At 63.3% G+C, this 21044-nt stretch carries 20 protein-coding genes and 1 pseudogene; 11 read left to right on the plus strand and 10 right to left on the minus strand.

Features of this window, described 5'->3' with window-relative positions; all coding sequences use genetic code 11:
* Window position 1 precedes the first annotated feature (1 nt).
* The 6 genes from hpaE to hpaI are packed head-to-tail and all read left to right on the plus strand — an operon-like array spanning window position 2 to window position 5758.
* Window positions 2-1462 carry a 5-carboxymethyl-2-hydroxymuconate semialdehyde dehydrogenase gene (gene hpaE / locus BM110_RS07585; RefSeq protein WP_093124948.1) on the plus strand — a complete coding sequence of 487 codons (1461 nt, stop codon included), beginning with the start codon at window positions 2-4 and terminating at the stop codon, window positions 1460-1462.
* A 47-nt stretch (window positions 1463-1509) separates the two neighbouring features.
* Window positions 1510-2367, plus strand: a complete 858-nt coding sequence (gene hpaD / locus BM110_RS07590; protein WP_093513013.1) for a 3,4-dihydroxyphenylacetate 2,3-dioxygenase — start codon at window positions 1510-1512, stop codon at window positions 2365-2367.
* Between the two features lie 15 nt (window positions 2368-2382).
* Entirely contained in the window at window positions 2383-2775 is a 393-nt protein-coding gene (locus BM110_RS07595; protein WP_092244535.1) for a tautomerase family protein, read from the plus strand.
* Window positions 2776-2821: 46 nt separating this feature from the next.
* Window positions 2822-4126: an MFS transporter gene (locus tag BM110_RS07600; protein ID WP_093513015.1), complete on the plus strand. Its 1305-nt coding sequence runs from the start codon at window positions 2822-2824 to the stop codon at window positions 4124-4126.
* Window positions 4127-4137: 11 nt separating this feature from the next.
* Complete coding sequence (hpaH, locus tag BM110_RS07605; RefSeq protein ID WP_093513017.1) at window positions 4138-4941, plus strand: 2-oxo-hept-4-ene-1,7-dioate hydratase; 804 nt, start codon at window positions 4138-4140, stop codon at window positions 4939-4941.
* A gap of 16 nt (window positions 4942-4957) precedes the next feature.
* Window positions 4958-5758, plus strand: coding sequence for a 4-hydroxy-2-oxoheptanedioate aldolase (gene hpaI / locus BM110_RS07610; RefSeq protein ID WP_092244525.1), 801 nt, complete (start codon window positions 4958-4960; stop codon window positions 5756-5758).
* A gap of 123 nt (window positions 5759-5881) precedes the next feature.
* Here hpaI and hpaR read toward each other — a convergent pair whose 3' ends face one another.
* The gene (gene hpaR / locus BM110_RS07615) at window positions 5882-6304 is read right to left on the minus strand and encodes a homoprotocatechuate degradation operon regulator HpaR (RefSeq protein WP_092244522.1); all 423 of its coding nucleotides are present in this window, start codon (window positions 6302-6304) and stop codon (window positions 5882-5884) included.
* 207 nt (window positions 6305-6511) lie between these two features.
* Between hpaR and BM110_RS07620 the strand changes: the two genes are divergently transcribed.
* From BM110_RS07620 to BM110_RS07630, 3 genes are read left to right on the plus strand one after another with little or no spacing between them, the layout of a single operon-like run.
* Window positions 6512-7810, plus strand: a complete 1299-nt coding sequence (locus BM110_RS07620; protein WP_093124456.1) for an NAD(P)/FAD-dependent oxidoreductase — start codon at window positions 6512-6514, stop codon at window positions 7808-7810.
* A gap of 30 nt (window positions 7811-7840) precedes the next feature.
* Window positions 7841-8206 carry a cupin domain-containing protein gene (locus BM110_RS07625; protein WP_093124459.1) on the plus strand — a complete coding sequence of 122 codons (366 nt, stop codon included), beginning with the start codon at window positions 7841-7843 and terminating at the stop codon, window positions 8204-8206.
* Window positions 8207-8219: 13 nt separating this feature from the next.
* Window positions 8220-9041, plus strand: a complete 822-nt coding sequence (locus BM110_RS07630) for a molybdenum cofactor biosynthesis F family protein (protein ID WP_093124462.1) — start codon at window positions 8220-8222, stop codon at window positions 9039-9041.
* Window positions 9042-9175: 134 nt separating this feature from the next.
* Here the strand turns inward: BM110_RS07630 and feaR are convergent, their stop codons facing one another.
* The 3 genes from feaR to BM110_RS07645 all read right to left on the minus strand — a co-directional run bounded on the left by feaR (window position 9176) and on the right by BM110_RS07645 (window position 12259).
* Window positions 9176-10117: a transcriptional regulator FeaR gene (feaR, locus tag BM110_RS07635; RefSeq protein ID WP_092244508.1), complete on the minus strand. Its 942-nt coding sequence runs from the start codon at window positions 10115-10117 to the stop codon at window positions 9176-9178.
* Between the two features lie 113 nt (window positions 10118-10230).
* Window positions 10231-10797: a DUF3156 family protein gene (locus tag BM110_RS07640; RefSeq protein ID WP_093124466.1), complete on the minus strand. Its 567-nt coding sequence runs from the start codon at window positions 10795-10797 to the stop codon at window positions 10231-10233.
* Window positions 10760-12259: an APC family permease gene (locus tag BM110_RS07645; protein WP_092244502.1), complete on the minus strand. Its 1500-nt coding sequence runs from the start codon at window positions 12257-12259 to the stop codon at window positions 10760-10762. The genes BM110_RS07640 and BM110_RS07645 overlap by 38 nt, the downstream gene beginning before the upstream one ends.
* Before the next feature lie 217 nt (window positions 12260-12476).
* Here BM110_RS07645 and BM110_RS07650 point away from each other — a divergent pair, with 217 nt between their 5' ends.
* Window positions 12477-13799, plus strand: coding sequence for an alginate export family protein (locus tag BM110_RS07650; RefSeq protein ID WP_093513021.1), 1323 nt, complete (start codon window positions 12477-12479; stop codon window positions 13797-13799).
* Window positions 13800-13831: 32 nt separating this feature from the next.
* On the opposite strand, the pseudogene BM110_RS07655 reads toward BM110_RS07650, so the two are convergent.
* Window positions 13832-14311, minus strand: a pseudogene (locus tag BM110_RS07655) (flavin reductase family protein); the annotation flags it as partial.
* Window positions 14312-14368: 57 nt separating this feature from the next.
* Complete coding sequence (locus tag BM110_RS07660; protein WP_093513024.1) at window positions 14369-15538, minus strand: p-hydroxyphenylacetate 3-hydroxylase oxygenase component; 1170 nt, start codon at window positions 15536-15538, stop codon at window positions 14369-14371.
* Window positions 15539-15774: 236 nt separating this feature from the next.
* Between BM110_RS07660 and BM110_RS07665 the strand changes: the two genes are divergently transcribed.
* Window positions 15775-17262 (plus strand): aldehyde dehydrogenase family protein, encoded by a 1488-nt coding sequence (locus tag BM110_RS07665; protein WP_093513026.1) that lies wholly within the window; start codon window positions 15775-15777, stop codon window positions 17260-17262.
* 174 nt (window positions 17263-17436) lie between these two features.
* Here the strand turns inward: BM110_RS07665 and BM110_RS07670 are convergent, their stop codons facing one another.
* The 4 genes from BM110_RS07670 to BM110_RS07685 all read right to left on the minus strand — a co-directional run bounded on the left by BM110_RS07670 (window position 17437) and on the right by BM110_RS07685 (window position 20965).
* Complete coding sequence (locus BM110_RS07670; protein ID WP_093513028.1) at window positions 17437-18369, minus strand: pyridoxamine 5'-phosphate oxidase family protein; 933 nt, start codon at window positions 18367-18369, stop codon at window positions 17437-17439.
* A gap of 79 nt (window positions 18370-18448) precedes the next feature.
* On the minus strand, window positions 18449-19333 hold the full coding sequence (locus tag BM110_RS07675; RefSeq protein ID WP_093513030.1) for a LysR family transcriptional regulator: 885 nt from the start codon (window positions 19331-19333) through the stop codon (window positions 18449-18451).
* Window positions 19333-20253, minus strand: a complete 921-nt coding sequence (locus BM110_RS07680; protein WP_092244481.1) for a LysR family transcriptional regulator — start codon at window positions 20251-20253, stop codon at window positions 19333-19335. The genes BM110_RS07675 and BM110_RS07680 overlap by 1 nt, the downstream gene beginning before the upstream one ends.
* A gap of 91 nt (window positions 20254-20344) precedes the next feature.
* Entirely contained in the window at window positions 20345-20965 is a 621-nt protein-coding gene (locus tag BM110_RS07685) for a glutathione S-transferase family protein (protein WP_092244478.1), read from the minus strand.
* Between the last annotated feature and the right edge of the window lie 79 nt (window positions 20966-21044).

Consider the following 21044-nt stretch of genomic DNA (forward strand, 5'->3'; position numbering starts at 1 on the left):
CATGATCAAACACTGGATCAACGGCCGTGAGGTCGAAAGCAAAGACACCTTCATCAACTACAACCCGGCCACCGGCGAGGCGATTGGCGAAGTCGCCAGCGGCGGTGCCGAGGAAGTGGCCCAGGCCGTAGCGGCCGCCAAAGCGGCATTCCCGAAGTGGGCCAACACCCCGGCCAGGGAACGCGCACGCCTGATGCGCAAGCTCGGCGAACTGATCGAACAGAACGTGCCGCACCTGGCCGAACTGGAAACCCTCGACACCGGCCTGCCGATCCACCAGACCAGGAACGTGTTGATCCCCCGCGCCTCGCACAACTTCGATTTCTTCGCCGAAGTCTGCACGCGCATGGATGGCCACAGCTACCCGGTGGACGATCAGATGCTCAACTACACCCTGTACCAGCCGGTGGGCGTGTGCGGGTTGGTGTCGCCGTGGAACGTGCCGTTCATGACCGCCACCTGGAAGACCGCGCCGTGCCTGGCGTTGGGTAATACGGCGGTGTTGAAGATGTCGGAGCTGTCGCCGCTGACCGCCAATGAACTGGGGCGCCTGGCGGTGGAAGCCGGGATTCCCAACGGCGTGCTCAACGTGATCCAGGGCTACGGCGCCACCGCCGGTGACGCGCTGGTGCGGCACCCGGATGTGCGTGCCATTTCGTTCACCGGTGGCACCGCTACCGGCAAGAAGATCATGCAGACCGCCGGCCTGAAAAAATACTCCATGGAACTGGGCGGCAAGTCGCCGGTGCTGATCTTCGAGGATGCCGAGCTTGAGCGCGCCCTTGATGCGGCGCTGTTCACCATCTTCTCCCTGAATGGCGAACGTTGCACCGCCGGCAGCCGCATCTTTATCCAGGAAAGCGTCTACCCGCAGTTTGTCGCCGAATTCGCCGCCCGCGCCAAACGCTTGATCGTCGGTGACCCGCAGGATCCGAAGACCCAGGTCGGCTCGATGATCACCCAGGCCCACTACGACAAGGTCACCGGCTATATCAGGATCGGTATCGAGGAAGGCGCCACCCTGCTCGCCGGCGGCCTGGAACGCCCGGCCAACCTGCCGGCGCACCTGAGCAAAGGCCAGTTCATCCAGCCGACCGTGTTTGCCGATGTGAATAACCGGATGCGCATTGCCCAGGAAGAAATCTTCGGCCCGGTGGTGTGCCTGATCCCCTTCAAGGACGAAGCCGAGGCCCTGCAACTGGCCAACGACACCGAGTACGGCCTGGCCTCCTACATCTGGACCCAGGACATCGGCAAGGCCCATCGCCTGGCGCGCGGGATCGAAGCCGGCATGGTATTTATCAACAGCCAGAACGTGCGCGACCTGCGCCAGCCATTTGGCGGGGTGAAAGGTTCCGGCACCGGGCGTGAAGGCGGCCAGTACAGCTTCGAAGTGTTTGCCGAGATCAAGAACGTGTGCATTTCCATGGGCAGCCATCACATTCCGCGTTGGGGTGTTTAACCCCCGCCAAGGCGCTCCAACAACAATAATGAACCTGGAGAATCATCATGGGCGAAGTGGTCCTGGCAGCGAAGATCTGCCACGTGCCGTCGATGTACCTGTCGGAACTGCCCGGCAAGCATCACGGCTGTCGCGAAGCGGCGATTGCCGGTCACAAGGAGATCGGCCGGCGCGCCCGCGAATTGGGCGCCGACACGGCGGTGGTGTTCGACGTGCACTGGCTGGTCAACAGCGGTTACCACGTCAATTGCGGCGAGCGGTTCCAGGGCACCTACACCAGCAACGAGCTGCCGCACTTCATCAAGAACATGGAATACGCCTACCCCGGCTGCCCCGAGCTGGGCGCGTTGATCGCCGCCGAGGCCAACCTGGCCGGCATGCGCAGCATGGCCCATGACATCCCGAGCCTGGAGCTGGAATACGGCACGCTGGTGCCCATGCGCTACATGCACATGGACGTGCCGGAGGATGAGAAATTCAAGGTCATTTCCATCGCCGCCTGGTGCGCCTGGCACCGCCTCGAAGACAGCTTCGCATTCGGTGCCGCCGTACGCCGGGCAATCGAAAAGAGTGACCGCAAGGTGCTGGTGCTGGCCTCAGGCTCCTTGTCGCACCGTTTCTCGGACGACCGCCAGGCGGAGGCGAATATCCACACCTGGACCCGCGAGTTCGACAAGCAAGTGGACCTGCACGTAGTGGAGATGTGGAAGCAGGGCCGCTTCAAGGAGTTCTGCGCGATGCTGCCGGACTACGCCGAGCACTGCTTCGGCGAAGGCAAGATGCACGACACCGCGATGCTCCTGGGGCTGCTCGGTGGGCCGGATTACGCCAGGCCCGCCGAGATCATCACGCCGCCGTTCGGCAGTTCGGGCACCGGCCAGGTCAATGCGATTTTCCCCCTGTAGAACCGGGAGCACCCCATGCCGCACTTTATCGCCGAGTACACCGACAACCTCGAACCACAGGCCGACCTGCCCGGTCTGTTTGAAAAAATCCACCGCGTGCTGGGCGACAGTGGCGTGTTCCCCCTCGGGGGTATTCGCAGCCGTGGCGTACGCCTGGACACCTGGCGCATGGCCGATGGCAAGCACGACTACGCCTTTGTGCACATGACCCTCAAGGTCGGCCATGGCCGCGACCTGGCCACGCGCCAGGCGGTGGCCGAAACGGTGTTCGCGGTGATCACCGCGCACTTTGCCGAGTTGCAGGCGCAACGTTTGCTGGCGCTGTCATTCGAGATGGTCGAGCTGCACCCGCAACTCAATTTCAAGCAGAACAATGTGCATGCGTTCCTGAACAACCCGGCGGGGTAAAACCCGCTGCTCTCCTCACGGCCTCTCAGACAAAAAGTACAACATCATGAGCACAGCCCACTCCACCGCCAGCCGCGTGCTGGCCGAGCACGACCGTACCCATCGTTCAGTGACGTGGCGCCTGCTGCCGCTGTTGCTGGTGTGTTACCTGTTCGCCCACTTGGACCGCATCAATATCGGCTTCGCCAAGATGCAGATGAGCAGCGACCTGCAGTTCAGCGACACGGTCTACGGCTTCGGCGCCGGGCTGTTTTTCATCGCCTATGCGCTGTTCGGCGTGCCGAGCAACATGGCCCTGGACCGCGTCGGCCCCAGGCGCTGGATCGCCAGCCTGATGGTGATGTGGGGCCTGTTGTCCACCGGCATGCTGTGGGTGGAGAGCGCCCGTGGTTTCTACGTGCTGCGCTTTTTGCTGGGGGTGGCCGAGGCCGGTTTTTTCCCGGGCATCCTGGTGTTTCTCAACCGCTGGTACCCGGCTCGCCGCCGCGGCCAGGTCACCGCGTTGTTCGCCATCGCGGTGCCCATGGCCGGGGTGTTGGGCGGGCCGTTGTCCGGGGCGATCCTCGAACACTTCCACGATGTCGGCGGGATGCGTGGCTGGCAGTGGATGTTCCTGATCGAAGGCCTGCCCGTGGTGCTGCTGGGGCTGGTGGTGCTCAAGTGGCTGCCGGACGGCTTCGACGCGGTGCACTGGCTGACCGCCGAGCAAAAACACCAGTTGCGCGACCAACTGCGCAGCGAGGAACAGCGCAAGACCATCACCTCGTTCGGCGCCATCCTGCGCGACCCGCAGGTATGGCTACTGGTAGCGGTGTACTTCGCCGTGATGCTGGCAGTGAACACCCTGGCGTTCTGGATGCCCACCCTGATCCACGGCGCCGGCATCGGCCGCGACAGCCAGGTCGGCCTGCTCAGCGCCGTGCCCTACCTGGCCGGGTGCTTCTTCATGATTGGCTGCGGGCGTTCCTCCGACCGCCATCGCGAACGCCGCTGGCACCTGTGCGTGCCACTGCTGATGGCGGCGGTCGGGATCGCCGTGGCCGGCCTGGCGCCGGGCAATCCGCTGTTGGTGATGGGCGGGCTGGTGGTTGCCGGCACGGGCGCCAGTGCCGCCCTGCCGATGTTCTGGCAACTGCCACCGGCGTATCTATCCACCACCACCCAGGCCGCCGGCATTGCCATGATCAGCTCCTTCGGCAGCGTCGCCGCGTTCCTCGCGCCGTACCTGATCGGCTGGATGCGCGACGCCACCCAGAGCGCCAGCCTGGCGCTGTACGTACTTGCCTTGTTCATCGCCCTCGGCGGCCTGCTGGTGCTGCGCACCCACGCCGCCATCGTCAACCCAGACTAGAGACCGTTGCCATGCTCGACTCCCAGCAGATCCTTGATGCCGCCCTCCGCCTGGACCGCGCCGAACGCAGCCGCGAACAAGTGCGCCAGTTTTCCCTCGACTATCCGAATATCACGATCGAAGATGCCTACACCATCCAGCGCGCCTGGGTCGCACTGAAGATCAAGGGCGGGCGCACTCTCAAAGGCCACAAGATCGGTCTCACCTCACGGGCCATGCAGGTCTCGTCGAACATCACCGAGCCCGACTACGGCGCCCTGCTCGATGACATGTTTTTCGACGAAGGCAGCGACATTCCCTTCGAACGCTTCATCGTGCCGCGAGTGGAAGTGGAGCTGGCGTTTATCCTCGGCAAACCGCTCAAGGGGCCCAACTGCACGGTGTTCGATGTGCTCGACGCCACCGAGTGGGTGATCCCCGCGTTGGAGATCATCGACGCGCGCATCCAGCAGGTAGACCCGCAGACCAACGCGACGCGCAAGGTCTTCGACACCATCTCCGACAACGCCGCCAACGCCGGCGTGGTGCTGGGTGGCCGTGCCGTGCGGTCGACCGAGATCGACCTGCGCAAGGTGCCGGCGGTGCTGTACCGCAATGGCGTGATCGAAGAGTCCGGCGTGTCGGCGGCGGTGCTCAACCACCCGGCCAAAGGCGTGGCCTGGCTGGCGAACAAACTGGCGCCGTATGACGTGACCCTGCTGCCGGGGCAAGTGATCCTCGGCGGCTCCTTCACCCGACCGGTCGCGGCCCGCCCTGGCGATACGTTCCATGTCGACTACGACCTGCTTGGGTCGATTGCCTGCCGCTTCATCTGAACCCTGGAGGATTGCCATGGACCTGCCCATCAACCGCTTCAAACAACGCTTGCACAGTGGCGAGGTGCAAATTGGCCTGTGGCTCGGCCTGGCCGACGCCTATTGCGCAGAGCTGGCCGCCAATGCCGGTTTCGACTGGCTGCTGATCGACGGCGAACACGCGCCCAATCACCTGCACGGCATGCTCGGCCAGTTGCAGGCCATCGCGTCCTACCCCAGCCAGGCACTGATCCGCCCGGTCATCGGCGACAGCGCATTGATCAAGCAACTGCTGGATATCGGCGCCCAGACGCTGCTGGTGCCCATGGTGGAAAGCGCCGCCCAGGCTCGTGACCTGGTACGTGCCATGCGGTACCCGCCCCAGGGCATGCGCGGTGTCGGCAGTGCCCTGGCGCGGGCGTCGCGCTGGAACAGCATCCCCGGCTACCTGGATCAGGCGGACGAACAGATGTGTCTGCTGGTGCAGATCGAAAACCGCGAAGGCCTGGCGAACCTGGATGAAATTGCCGCCGTCGAGGGCGTGGACGGTGTGTTTATCGGCCCGGCGGATTTGAGTGCGTCGCTGGGGCACCGGGGCAATCCCGGGCATGCGGATGTGCAGGCGGCGATCGAGGATGCGATCACACGCATCGTGCAGTCGGGCAAGGCGGCGGGGATACTCAGCGCAGATGAAAACCTGGCGCGGCGCTACATTGAGCTGGGCGCGACCTTTGTCGCGGTGGGCGTGGATACCACTGTATTGATGCGTGGGTTGCAGGCGCTGGCGGGGAAATTCAAAGGCACGCCCACGGCCGGCCACAGTAGTGGCGTCTACTGAGATCTTATGTGGGAGGGGGCTGGCCCCGATAGCAGTGGTTCAGCCAAACATCTGGTGACTGACACACCGCCATCGGGGGCAAGCCCCTCCCACATTTTGCTCGGTGGGGACTCAGCTGTTACCTCAGCGGTTGATGTTCTTCAAGTCATCCAGCAGACCCAGCAGGGTCTGCAACTTCTCTTCGCCAAACTGATCCTGCAACCGCTGGTAGTTGGCCTCCATGCACTGGCTCATCGACTCGAAGCTGGCCTTGCCCTTGTCAGCCAACGTCACCAGTACCCGGCGCTGGTCCTGCTCGGCCTTGCGCCGGTGCACCATGCCGGCGGTTTCCATGCGCACCAGCACGCCGGTCATGCTCGGCTTGAGGATGCAGGCCAGTTCCGCCAACTGGTAAATCTCCAGTTCACCGTATTGCTCGAGGATGCGGATGATCCGCCATTGCTGTTCGGTCAGGCCGTGTTCATTCAGGGACGGACGGAAAAAACTCATGGCGGCTTCGCGGGCTTGCAGCAAGGCCAGGGTCAGGGATTGTCGAGGTTTGGACATAGGGATCAGGGTCACGAAGTATTTAGTTAATAATTTAACGAAACTCTAACATTCCCTGCCGGCGAGCGCGCTATAACTTGTCGAGCGCACCGCCCATGGCGCGCTGAATCAAATGCCTGGGCACGCAGGGTCAAGACTTCCATCCTGCCATGGCACCTAATGGAGGCATCCGCTTCAGAGCCTTCCTTCACTTTTTCAGGCTGCGCCATGATCAACATCGAAACCCCTACGTATTACACCGCCACCAAGAAATACAACCTTAGCTTCCCCACCCTGGAACAGGACATCGACGCCGACGTGGTGGTGATTGGCGGCGGTTTTTCCGGCATCAACACGGCCCTGGAACTGGCGGAAAAAGGCATCACCAACATCGTGGTGCTTGAAGCGCGCTACCTGGGGTTCGGCGGCACCGGCCGCAACGGCGGGCAGATCATGGCCGGTATCGGCCATGACCTGGAGAAGATCAAGAAGGACGTGGGCGAAGACGGCCTGCGCCAGGTGTTCGAGATCAGCGACCTGGGCGCAGACATCATCAAGAACCGCATCGCCAAGTACAACATCGACGCAGACTTCTGCCACGGCTACGGCTACATGGGCTTCAATGCCCGCCAGGAAAAAACCCTGCGCGCCTGGGAAAAGGACTTCAAGTCGATCAACAGCCAGCACGAAATCCGCTTTCTCGGCGGCGCCGACGTGCAACAGATCATCGGCTCCAAGGCCTACAGCAGTGCCCTGCTGCACATGGGCGGCGGACATGTGCATTCGCTCAACCTGCTGCTGGGCGAAGCCACCGCGCTGGCCGGTCATGGCGTGCGGATTTTCGAGAACAGCCCGGCGCTGGAAGTCAGCTACGGCGAACGCATCACCGTGCGCACCGGCCGTGGCTCGGTGCGCGCGAGCAAGCTGCTGTGGGCCTGCGACAGTTTCCTCAACAAGCTGGAGCCGGAGCTGCACCGTTCGACCATCAACACCTACGCGTTCCAGATGATGACCGAGCCGTTGTCAGAGGAGCTTATCCAGCGCATCAGCCCGATTCGCGGGGCCTACAGCGATATTCGCCCGGTGATCGATTACTACCGCGTCACCCAGGAAAACCGCCTGTTGTTCGGCGCGGCCACACCCTTGGTAGAGCATATTCCCGGTGACCTCAAGGCCTGGAACCGTCGACTGATGCTGAAGATTTTCCCCTACCTCAAGGACGTGAAAATCGACCTGGCCTGGGGCGGCCCCATGGCGTGCAGCCCCAACCTGTTCCCGCAGATCGGCACCTTGCCGGGGCGCAGCAACGCGTTTTTCGTGCAGGGCTATTCCGGTTTTGGCGTGACCCCGAGCCACATCATCTGCAAGGTCCTGGCCGAAGGCATGAGCGAAGGCTCGGCGCGCTACGACCTGGTCAGCTCGATTCATCGCCCGACCATCATCGGAAAGGACGCGATCCGCCCCTTGCTGCTGACGGCGGGCAAATCCTGGCACCAGCTTTCCGGTTACTGGAACGGGCGCCGCTAACCGCATTATTTACTCAACTGGAGAACTGCCATGCCCCTTACCACCCTCAAGCATAACGTCCAACTCTCGGAACTCGACCCTTGGGGCACCGTGGCCGACCTCGGCTCCGAGATCCTCGAAGGCCAAGTGCGTGCTTTCGGCAAGATGACCTTCGGCGCGCCCACCGACCCGGTCAGCAGCGCTTACTTCGGCACCACCCAGGGCAAGTTCCGCATGGTCTACCCGTTCGCCGAGCAGGCCACGGTGGTCACCGGCGAAGTGCTGCTCACCGACGAATCCACCGGCCAGTCCACGCGCTACAAGGCCGGTGACAGCTGGTTCGTGACCAAGGGCACGCCGGTGTTGTGGGAAGTGCTCAGCGAAAGCTTCGTCAAACATTACTTCGCCGTCGTGTAAGGGAGGGGTTGGCATGACAAGTTCTCCCGACTGGATCACCGTAGGCGCACTGGCTGACGGTTTCGCCCCGGACGCCTTTATCCTGCCCAACCTGGCCGAGCTGGCGGGCCAGGCCTTCACCTTGTACTTCGCCAATGGCTGGCAGATCGAACACCGTTTCGAGCAGGACCGCCTGGCCTGGCGCGCCGCCGATGGCCACTCCAGCGGCAACGCGCCTTACCGCGCCACCTCGATTCGCCCGGGCCTGTACCTGGTGGACTTCATCAAGCACGAGGCCGGGCATAGCTGGTCGATCAGCCTGGTGCTGGACACACCGAACGCCTCGTTCACTGCCGTGATCGGGCGCCTGCCGGATCAGGCCCAGACCCACGAAGGCCTCTACCACCGCGCCCTGGCCGGCAAGCCACTGAGCTCGGTGGAGGTCGACTTCCTCCACGGCAGCCTCGACCGCCCGTGGCAGGCCGGCCACTGCCTGCATGCGCCCACCGCCGAACTGGTGGGCCTGCGCAACCAATACCGCTACAGCCCCAGCGAAGTCTACGAGCACATCTATCTCAACGAGCGCTTCTACGCCTGGCAATGCCTCAAAGGCGTGGAGCAAGGCCTGTGCGACACCGACCGCTGCCATTACTACAAGATCGCCGACCAGCTGTACCTGTTCGTGTGGCAGGAGAAGATCGTACCGACCCTCGGCCTGGTGCTGATCGACCTGCAGCAGCACCGCAGCGACGGCAAGATTTTCGGCTATGCCGGTGCATCCTTCGATGCGCTGTCGAACTTCCCCATCAGTTCGTATTGCCAGGTGCTCAACCGCACGGAGTATCCCGATGACTGAGCCGCGCACGGTCTAAATGTGGGAGGGGGCTTGCCCCGATAACAGTGTGTCAGTCACCACAGGCTTGGCTGAACCACCGCTATCGGGGGCAAGCCCCCTCCCACATTTGATCTCCTTTGTTTTGAAGATCCCGTTTATGCCCCCACCGCCTGCATCCGGCTTGAGCGGAAATCCTTCGGCGACACCTCGAACTGCTTCTTGAACGACCGGCTGAAGTGCGCCGAGTCGGTAAAGCCCCACTTATAGGCAATCGAGGTGATCGACTCGCTGCGCAGGCACGGGTTGGTCAGGTCATCCGCGCTGCGCTTGAGCCGCGCACGCTGGATGTAGCGGCACACGCTGTCGTCCTGTTCTTCGAACAGACGGTACAGGTGGCGCACCGAGATATTCAGCCGGTTGGCCAGACCGATCGGGCTGAGCCCCGGCTGGCTCAGGGATTCATCGATGACCTTCTGCACATAGCTGCGCAGGTTACTGCCCTGCAACGCTGCCAGGCCCTCGCGACACTCGTCGCCCTGCTCCAGGGCCGAACCCAGCAGTGACACGAAGGCCGTTTGCAGCGCCTCCACTTCACCCGCGCCGTCTGCGGTGTCGTCCTTGCACAGTTGATCCATCAGCACATGCAGCATGCGTCCGCAGGCTTTGGTCGAGGAGATCTTGGCGAAAGCCCGTGCGTCGCCGCCCAGGTGCTTGCACACCTGCGGGCGCGAGAGTGACAACGAGGCGTGTTCGATCAAACCGAAGGGGGTGATTTCGATGGAGCCCACCGAGTCCATCAACAACATCTCGCCAGGCGCCAGGTGCAGGGTCTGGCCGTTCTGCGCGATCTGCGAATAGCCGCTGCGTTGGCTGACCAGGAAACAGTCCTGGTCGTTGTCATGGTCGGCGTGGTGCGCCGGGCGTTTGATCAGCCCGGCATTGGTGCGCAGGATGGCCACGCCGCGCGGCAAGTCTCGGATCTCGCCGATGAACAGCGAGCGGTTGAACGCCAGTTCCGTCTCGAAATAACCGCACGCGGCGCGCAGCTCGCGGTTCCAAGTGTCCAGCCCGTCGTGTGCATGCTGTGGGATGCTCATGGGGTGTCTCCGCAATGGCTTCTTTTTGTTGTTCTGATGCAATAGTTAACATGTTATCTATATGCACGCAACAACAACCTGTGTACCCATTGCGCAAGCACTAATGATGCCAATCAGAGGTTCGACAACACCCGATTCAACCCGACCAGCGCCGCGAGCAAATGACTGCGCTGCACCGGGCTCAGGACGATATAACGCCGAAACGCCGGCAGACGATTGACCACCTCGCTGCCCCCCATATGCTCCAGGCGCACGCACCATTGCCGGTCGTGCAGCTCGATGCGCAAACGCTTGAAATCCAGCGGCATCAGCGCCTGGAACAAGGCCTCGTCGGCCAGCAAGCGTGCCTGCAACTCACGCCCCAGCGCCTGGTTGCCGGCACAGCGCCGCACGCGAATTCCATGGCGCCGGATCGCGCCGCCATGGTGCACCGCGAAGCTCGCCGTGCCCCCCGTTGCTGCCGGTACGCACAGGACAAACTCGGTCAGCACCAGATGCATCAACCATTGCGATTCGGTGCGCTCGACAATCTCGAACCCCACGCCGTCCACTTCAAGCGTTGCCAGCCCAAGGTTGCGCCGCAGGTGCGCCAGGGTCACCCCCGGTCGATATCCCGATGGCGCACGATCGGCACGCCACAGCTCAAACAGTCTTTGCCGCAAAGTCGCCATAACCGTCATCAGCCTGCTCCGGTTGGTTACTGAACTCCTTTGCCAATACTTCCTCCACGGAGGCCGGCTTGAAGGGGTTGACCTTCTGCACCACCAGGGTCCAGAACAGCGCATACGCCGCCGTGCCCGCCAGCATCACGCCAAACGGCACATAGATGTCTGCCGGGTTCATGCCCGGAGGCGTGATGAACCACATGCCCAGCAGGATCCCGATGCTCGACACGATCTGCGGCAGCGGAAACCACGGCGAACGATAGGCCCGTGGCAAGTCCGGCCGACGGATACGCAGGCTCACCACCGAGATCGTCACCAGCAGATAGGCAAAGCTCCACGCACACACCGCCGCCAGCACCAGGTGCATGATGTTGTCGGTGTTGCCCCCCAGGTACAACGCGTGCAGGCAGGGAATCAGCATCGCCACCAGGATGCACAGCAGCGGCGTCTTGAAGCGTGGGTGCAGGTAGGTGAAAACCTTGGGCAACGCGCCGTCCACCGCCATGCCGTAGAGGATCCGTGGCACACCGGCCATCAGGGTGTTGATGGTGGCCGCGCCGGCAAACAGAAAACCGATGCCCAGCCACAGCGGGCCGATCTGCCCCATCACCTGCTCGGCGAACCTGGGGATGGCCATGGGCGTGTCCAGCAGGTGCACGCCTGACGTGGCGTCGAGCACCACGTTTTCCACCTGGCGTTTCATCGCCCCACCATAGATGAACATGCAGGTGGCCACGCCCATCAGCCCCAGCATCATTGCGCGCGGCATCACCTTGGCCGATTGGCGCAGGTCCGGCGCCAGGGGCGTGACGAACTCGCAACCGACAAACATGAACATCGCCATGCCCACCAGCGACAGCACGGTGATCAGGTCGGTGCCTACCAGCGACTCGCCGAACCAGCCGTCCAACTGCACGGCGGGCGCGGCGATCAAGCCGAGCACGCCGAACACCATCAGGGTGATCCACATGCCGAAGGTGAGGATGATTTCCGCTCGGCCAAAAGCACTGACGCCAAACGCGTTCAGCACGCCAAAGACGATCACAAAGCCCACGCCGAGCAACCACGAGCCACCCGCCGATTCCGCCAGGGTGTTGAGATGCTCGAAGTTCACCAGGGCCATGACCCCGGACAGGATGGTTTCGGCGGTGCCGGCAAATACATGCACGATCAGGTACGCCGACAAGGTGCCGGTAATCGCGAAAAACCGCCCCATGCCGCAATTGATGTAGTCGTACACCGAGCCGGTGGTGGGCAGGATCGACGCCGCCTCGGCAAAGGTGGTGGCCTGGGCCAGCATCATCACCACGGCGATCAGCATTGCCAGGGCGAACGCACTGCCGCCGATGCCAAAGCCCATGGTGGCGGTGAGAATCACCGGGCTGGCCATGATCAGGCCAATGGTGCTGGCCAAGGCGGTGGGGAAACCTACCGTGCCCCGGTTGAGGTGCGCGGTGAGTCGGTCGTTGATCGACATGATGGGGTCCTCGAAGACGGTTTTTTTAATGTGTCGGTACTCTGCGCCCCACTCCAATTGCTCGTCTTGCCCCTGTCTGCCGCCGCTTTTGTTGCTCCCTGCCACAGCGGGCGGCGTGGCGGCCACGGTCAATTCCCTGGCACGCAGAGAAAAGACTCAGGCCCCCGTCACTCGCCCTAATGCGCCCTCACTCTTAACCAAGCTGGGGACAATAACAATGGAGCACACACTGAAAAATCGCGGCCTGCGCCAGGCGGTCGGCCTGGGGATTGCGTTGCTGGTGGGCCAGGCCCAGGCGGTCGAGCTGTACGCCGATGCCGACACCCACGTCACCGGCAACTTCCTCGCCGTGTACGGGATGTTCAACAGCCCGAAGAACTACGATGGGCGCAGCGGCGGTTCCACTTGGCGCGAAGCCTTCATCAAGTACGGCCTGAGCGTCGACCAGAGCCTGGGCCGCTTTGGTGGCGTGTATGGCACGGCCAACCTGGTGAGTTCCGGCACCTGGGGCGATGGCGATGCCTCCGGGGTCACCACAGGCAAGGAGCGCACCACCAAGTTCGACGAAGCCTTCGCCGGCTGGCGCTCGGGCGAGCTGTTCCCGGCCTTGGGCAAGGACGGCGTGGACCTGTCGTTCGGTCGGCAGATCATCATGCTGGGCGACGGTTTCCTGATCAACGACGATGGCCCCAATCTCGGCAAGGGCGTGGGTGACGGCGAGTTCAACCGTGGTGGCGCCTACTACATCGCCGCGCGCCATGCCTTCGACAAGACCGCGGTGATCCGCCTCGGCGGCAAGGACGGCGTGCATGGCAGCCTGATGTGGATCAAGTCCGACAACCCCGCCCAGGCCATGACCGAAATGGCCGCCGGCACCCTGGAGTACAGCGCCGCGCCGGGCACTCTGGGGCTCACGTATATTCATGGGATCGATGTGGACGAGCGCTTCGCCAGCGACGTGCAGCGCCAGCGCAAAGGCATGAACCTGTACAGCCTGCGCGGCGCCGGCAATGCCGGTATCGACAACGCGCACTTCGCCTTTGAACTGGCGCGCCAGGACCGCCGCGACAGCCAGGAAAATGCCGGCTACGCCGAAGGCGGCTACACCTTCGTCGACCTGCCCTGGTCGCCGGACCTGACCTACCGCTACGCGCGCTATTCAAAGAACTGGGATGCAATGTTCGCCGGTTTCAACCGTGGCTACGGCACCTGGGTGCAGGGCGAAGTGGCAGGCAACTACTCCGGCCCGTACAACACCAACACCTCCGTGCAACACCTGGCGCTCAAGGTCAAGCCGCTGGAGAACCTCACCCTGGGTGCGCTGTTCTTCGACTACAAGACCGTCAGCACCCGTGGCCAGTTGAACCTGGACGGTCGCGAGCTGGACCTGTACGCCGAGTGGGCGGTGAACGAGCACCTGATCATCACGCCGCTGCTGGGTCTCTACACACCCGACAAGAATGCAGAGACCGGTGGCAACCAGGTCGGTGGCAACGGCACCAATGTCTACAGTCAGTTGGTGGTCGCCGTACCGTTCTGAACCGTCTCGGGCGCGCAGGGACGCAGCGCCTGGACCTCGGCATAGGCGCCCTGGTGATACAACAGCGGCGCACGCCCGAAATCATCGAAGGCCACCACCTTGCCGATCATGATCCAGTGGTCGCCACCGTCCACCTGCTGGTATTTTTCGCAGTGGAACCGTGCCGAACAATCGGCGAACACCGGTGAACCGCCCTCCCCCGGTTCGTACTCGATCAGGGCGAAGCGGTCTTCACGCGGGCGCGCAAAATTGTTGGACAGGTGCACCTGATCCGCCGCCAGCACATTCACTGCGAAGTGACTGGCCTCCTCGAACACTTCGTGACTGTTGGAGCGTTTATCGATGCTCCACAGCACCAGTGGCGGGTCGAGGGACACCGAGTTGAAACTGTTGGCGGTCACGCCCACCTTGCGCCCGGACGCGGTGGCGGCGGTGACCACGGTCACGCCAGTGGCGAAGTTGCCCAGGGCGCGGCGAAAGGCCCGTGGGTCGAAAAGGCTGTTGTCAGGCATGCAAGACTCCCGGACGCCCTCGAACGGACGCCCTGATTGTTGTAGTGGAAGAACGGGTCACACCATGCTCGGGTCCGGCTCCAGGCCCATCAGCTCACGGCCGAGGATCTGCGCGCAGACGTCGTAGTCGGTGTAGGCATGGGCGCCGGTCATATGGGAATCACGGAACAGGCGCTGCATTTCGTTGTGTTCGAACCAGGCATTGCCACCGGCGGCGGCGAACAGGCGGTCCACTGCCTCGATGCACATCTTGGTGGCGTAGGCCTGGTTGGTACGCCAGAAGGCCAGGGTTTCGCGGCTCGGGTAACGCTGGGCGGCGCTGTGTTCGGCGTGGTCCTGCCAGGTCTTTTCAAGGAACGCACGGGCAGCGGCCACCTGGTGGGTGGACTCGGCCAGGCGCATCAACGCCGGCGTTGCCGCGCCCACGGCGGCACCGGTGTAGGCGCGCACGCGAGTTTTGGTTTTTTCGCGGAACACCTCCAGCATGCGCTCGGCCACGCCAAGGCTGACGGTGGAAAAACCACTGGCGAAATACGGCCGGTACGGCGCGTAGAAAATCTGGCTGTCGGGGTAGAGGCCAAAACCTGCGGACTTGCCCTCCATCATGTCCTTGGCCTTCTGGATCCGGTGCTCGGGCACCCAGGCATTGTCGATGACCAGGGTCTTGGTGCCGCTGCCCTTCATGCCGGCGGCGAACCAGTCATCGCGGATCTGGTAGTCACTGCGCGGCAGCACGGCAAAGCAGTAATCCTGGGTGCCTTCGGCGTTCTGTCGGCGGCAGCCGACAATCGCCCACTCGCCATGGTCACAGCCACTGCTCCAGCCCATTTCACCGCTGAAGTGCACACCGCCTTCGCCCTCCACCACGCGCCCGAACGGCGCAATACTGCTGCTGGCGGTGGCATCCGGGTTTTCGCCCCAGATTTCCTGCTGCAACCGGGCCGAAAACAGCGCCAGTTGGTGGCTGTGGGTGCACAGCAGGCTCATGGCCCAGGCGGTGCTGGCACAGCTGCCGGCGAGCAAGGCGATGCAGTCGGCGAACTCGGGCAGCGACAGTTCCAGGCCACCAAAGGCCTTGGGTTGAAAGGCACGGTGCAGGCCGATGCTTTTGAGCAAGGCGATGTTCTCATCCGGCACCTGGCGTTGCTGTTCGGCACGCGTGGCATTTGCCGCAATCTGGGGCAGGAGGGGCTTGAGGTCTTCGAGGAGCGGATTTGGCTTTTTCATGGACGGCCCTGCTTATTATTGGAAGTCCGGCAGCCGCTCCAAGTCGAGGAGCAGCGCTGGATGCAGGGCCAGTATCGAACGGGTCGGGCGCGTGGAAAATGCACGTTCCACAGGCAAGGTTGTACTTTTCACAGGCGCGGCAGCCACAGGCATGACGCCTGGCAGGCACAGTCAAGCCAGGCGCGGGCGGCTTGGATACCCTCGGGTTTTCTTTTGTGAACTGCCAGGAACCCGCCATGAGTGATATCCCGCTGTTGCCTCACGTCGAAGCGTTTTTACGTCGCCCCCATGGGCTGTTCATCGACGGCGTCAACGTCCACGGCCATTCCAGCCAGACGCTGGCGGTGACCAACCCGGCCACCGGTGAAGTGATCGCCCACGTGGCGGAGGCCGACCTGGCGGATATCGATGCAGCGGTGGACTCCGCCAACCGGGGCTTTGAACTGTGGTCCCAGGCTGCGCCGGCGACACGCGGCAATGTGCTGCACAAACTCGCCGACCTGCTGGAGCGCAACCGCGAAGAACTGGCGCAGATCGAGACCTGTCAGTCCGGCAAGATCATCCAGATTGCCCGCGCGTTCGAGGTCGACCAGGCGGCGCACTTCCTGCGTTACTACGCAGGCTGGGCGACCAAGATCAGCGGCCAGACGCTCACCCCGTCGCTGCCTTCGTTCAATGGCGAACGCTACACCGCGTTCACCCTGCGCGAACCGGTGGGCGTGGTGGTGGGCATCGTGCCGTGGAATTTCTCGACCATGATCGCCGTCTGGAAACTCGCCTCGGCACTGGTGACCGGCTGCAGCATTATCATCAAGCCCAGCGAATTCACGCCGCTGACGATCCTGCGCATCGCCGAGCTGGCCATCGAAGCGGGGTTGCCCGCGGGTGTGCTCAACGTGTTGACAGGCGGCGGCCATGTCGGCAAAGGCCTGGTGGAACACCCCGGCACGCACAAGGTGTCCTTCACCGGTTCGGTGCCCACCGGCATCGCCGTGGGCCGCAGCGCCATGGGCGCCGGCCTCACCCGTGCGACCCTGGAACTGGGCGGCAAGAACGCCGCCGGGTTCCTGCGCGACGTGGAGGTGGACAAGGCGGTGGACGGCATCATCGAAGCCGGCTTTTTGCACGCCGGGCAAATCTGCGCAGCGGCCGAACGTTTCTTCGTGCACCGTTCGCAGATCGACGCGGTGCTGGACACACTCAGCCAGCGCCTCAGCCGCCTCACCATCGGTTCGCCGCTGGACGAAAGCACCGAATTCGGCCCGGTCACCCACCATCAGCACCAACTCAAACTGCTCGGCTATTTCAGCCAGGCCCGCGCCGAAAACAACCGGATCATCCACGGCGGCAAACTCATCGACCGCCCCGGCTGCTACGTCGAGCCCACGGTGATCCTCGCCAACAGCATCAACGACACCCTGCTCAACGAAGAAACCTTCGGCCCCATCGCGACCTTCCTGCCCTACGACAGTGAAGAGGAGCTGCTCGCGCTGATGAACAACGGCCCCTACGGCCTCAGCGCCAGCCTGTGGACCAACGACTTGGGCAAGGCCCTGCGCATGGTGCCGGCGATCAAGGCCGGCACATTGTGGGTGAATATGCACACACTGCTCGACCCGGCCGTGCCGTTTGGGGGCAGTCGGTCTTCGGGGGTTGGCCGGGAGTTTGGCAGTGCATTCATCGAGGATTACACCGAGCTCAAGTCGGTGATGATTCGGTACTGAGGGTCAGCTCTTTCAAGGCCTTTGAAAACCGACCATATCTGGCTGATACCCTCCCAATTGGGGCGGACACTGCAACTGTGGCGAGCCCGCTCGCCACAGAAAACCCACCAAAGCAATTGTTCAATCCGGCGGTTCAACATCCCGCAACATATCGGGATCATCGAGGGGTGCTGGCTACCAACTCCCCATCGCCAGACTGAACGGCGAAAACTCCGCGAACTGCCACCGCAACGCCAGCGCCGCCGGGCGCCGCACCACATGTTCCACGGTGACCGTCCACAAGCGCTGGGCGCCCTCGAACAGCGCCACTTGCGGGCCGTCGAGGATCAGTGAAGTGCGCCCGGCCACCTGCAGCACATCCCCCGATTCAAAATCGATGAATAACAACCCCGCCACCGGGTTCACCTGCAGATTGCCCAGGGTGTTGAAGAACAGGTTGCCGGCAAAGTCGGGGATGGTCAGCACGTTGCCTTCGACCCGCACAAAACCCGTATTGCCGCCGCGATGGGAAACGTCCACCGAGCGCTGGCCATCCACCTCGACGTAGCTGGCGACGAAGAAGGTGTCGGCATTGCGGATCAGCGCTTGGGCCGCGTCATCCAGGCTGCTGGAACGTTCGGCCACGCTGCCGGGTTTGCGTGCGATGGCATCCACCGGCCGCAATTGGATGTACTTGGGGCAGTTGCCGAACGTGTGCACCACGTCGACCGAAAAGCCTTCGTGATCAAGCGCACCGATACGTCCGTTCATGCGGTTGCGGCGGCGGGTGTTGAGGTCGATGCCCAGCAGGCCGATGGATGCACCTTCACGCAAAGCGTTGCGGGCCGGGTCGTTGGCCGACGGCAGACTGTCGACCTGCAAGGTCTGCGGGTCCGGCGAGTGGGCAAAGCCCGGGGCGCCTTCAAGCAGCGTCGCCCAGGGAATGCCTTGCTCGTCCACCACACCCAGCATCAGGTACGGCAACAAAGGGTAGAAATCCCGATGCTGTTCGGGCAAATGATCACGGATCACCTTGGGCCCGACCACGGCCATGCGCTCGGCGACCCCCACTGCTTGTTGCATGTGCCGTTCACCGGCATGCCAGGGCGATGGTTCGATCAGGTTCATGGCAAGCACCTCATGTTGGATAGCCCGATGCTGCGCCCTGCTCGCCACCCAGGGAATCACCACGCCAGGCAATCCACTGTTACGCCAGTTGAAATGCCGGGTGTTCACGCAGCGCCGCCACGCAGTGGTCGACAAAGCTGCGCACGCGCATCGGTGCGTTGCGGCCTTCGCGGTACACCACGTGCACGGGCAATGGTGGCTGTTCAAAACCCGGCAACAGGCGACGCAATTGCCCGCTCTGCACATGCTCGTGAACCGGGTAACTCAGGCAGCGAATCACCCCCGCCCCATGCACCGCCGCATTGATCGCGCCCTGCACCGTGGCGCAGCCCAGGCGCGCACGGGCCTTGAGTGGGTAGCCCTGGAAATCCCAATGCACCTGGCCGGCAGTGGCGATCAGCCGATGGCGCTGGAGGTCGTCCGGGCGTTGAGGCTCACCGTGAATCGCCAGATAACCGGGGCTGGCGCAAAGGATATGCCGCACCTGCCCCACCGACCGCGCGATCAACGACGAGTCGGGCAACTCACCGACGAGGATCGCCACGTCCAGCCCTTCTTCGTGCAGGTTGGGATAATAGTCGTGGTAGTGCGCCGCGAGGCCCACCTCGGGATAACGGTCCAGGTAGTCGGCCAAGACCGGCGCCATCACATGAGCGCTGAACAGAAAGGGCAAAAACACCCGCAGGTTGCCCTGGGCCTGCACATGCAAGCCTTTGGCCGAGGCTTCGGCGGCGTCCACGGCGGCGAGCAGGCGCACGCAATTGGCCAGGTACGCGTTGCCGGCGTCGGTCAGGCTCACGCCCTGCGTGCTGCGTTCAAGCAATGGCACGCGCAGGCGCGCTTCCAGGCGGGCCACCGCACGGACCAGTGTCGGCCCGGACACCTGCGCACTGCGCGCTGCGCCGGCCAGGCTCGAGTGTCCGGCCAGTGCGGCGAACAACTGCATATCGCGATAGCGCTCCATCAACCGCGCCGTTTCATCGCAGGGTTCAGGGCGGCGTCCTGGCCCAGGCGATGGCTGAGAAAGTCGACAAAGGTGTTGATCTTGGCCGGCACGCGGCCGCTTTTCTGGAACACCACCTGGATCGGCAACGGCTCAGCCTCATACGCTTGAAGGACGATCTCCAACTCGCCCGCCGCCACCGCCGTTGCGACCTGGTAGGACAGCACCCGCGTCATGCCCCAGCCCAGGCGCGCCAGGTTGATCGCGGCATTGTTTGCCGTAACGACCAGGCGCGGTTCGATGGGCACGGACAAGGGTTGGCCGGCGTCGACAAACTCCCAGCCACTCACCAGCTGGCTCGACGATGACGTGACGATCTTGGCCTCACGCAACTGCGACGGGTGCTCCGGTCGCCCGTGCTGGTCGAGATAGGCTGGCGCTGCACAGACGACCCGGCGCACTTCGCCGACCTTGATCGCCTGCTGGCCCGGCTCGTGCAGATGACCGATACGCACTGCGACATCGACGCCTTCGTCGACCAGGTTGATCACGCGGTCGACCAGCAAGGCATTGATGTTCACCAACGGAAAGCGGTCCAGGTACTCCCCCAGCACCGGCGCCACATACAGCTCGCCAAACAGCACTGGCGCCGTGACCGTCAGGTGGCCGCAGGGGATGGAGTAACTGCCGGCCGCCGCTTCTTCGGCTTCATCGAGGTCTGCCAGGATACGCCGGCAATCCTCCAGGTAACGCTGGCCGGCTTCGGTCAGGTGCACGCTGCGGGTGGTGCGCGCCAGCAGTTGGGTGCCGATACGTTCCTCCATGGCGGCGATGGCCCGGGTCACGCTGGGTGGCGAGGTGTTCAGGCGGCGTGCGGCGGCGGCAAAACCCTCCTCCTCGGCCACCGCCAGGAACACCTGCATTTCATGAAATCGGTCCATCGGCACTCCTCTCGAGCAACTGCATATTGCTATTCCCCTGTGGCAAGCTCGCCTGCCACAACAGGCTCAGTGACCACAACCGGGGTTCGCGTTAGTGGGATTGCAAGCCCACGGCTGTGCGTGGCATGCCGACAAATCCCGGCAGTGCTTCGATGCTGGCGAGCCAGGCACGCACCTGAGGGTAGTCGGCCAGGGACACATTGCCTTCCGGCGCATGGGCGGTGTAGGTGTAGAAAGCGACATCGGCGATGGTCGGTTGCTCGCCGGCCAGGAAGCGGTTTTGGCTCAGTTGCGTCTCCATCAGTTTCAGCAAGGCGTGGGAACGGGCAATGGCGACGCAGGTATCGATGTCCGCGCCAAACACCGTGGCCAACCGCGCCGACGCGGGCCCGACGTGCAGTTGACCGGCGGCGGCCGAGAGCCAGCGCTGCACCCGCGCCTGCCCCACAGCATCACCCGGCAGCCACTGGCCCTTGCCGTAGGTGTTGGCCAGGTAGACCAGGATCGCATTGGAGTCGGCCAACACCACGCCGTTGTCATCAATCGCCGGCACCTGGCCGAAGCTGTTGATCGTGGCCAGATAGTCCGAGGACTTATGGGCGCCTTGCTTGAGATCCACCAGGATAAATTCCGTGGGCAAGCCCAGCAGGGACAACATCAGCTCGACCCGATGAGAGTGGCCGGACAACGGAAAACCATAGAGTTTGATCATGAAAGGCTCCAAGAGAATGGGATGGCAACGCCGCACATGCTCTACCGCTGGCCCCTGACGTTGGAATCACCACGCTCTA

This window comes from Pseudomonas sp. NFPP28 (assembly GCF_900115535.1).
Classification (GTDB): Bacteria; Pseudomonadota; Gammaproteobacteria; order Pseudomonadales; family Pseudomonadaceae; genus Aquipseudomonas; species Aquipseudomonas extremorientalis.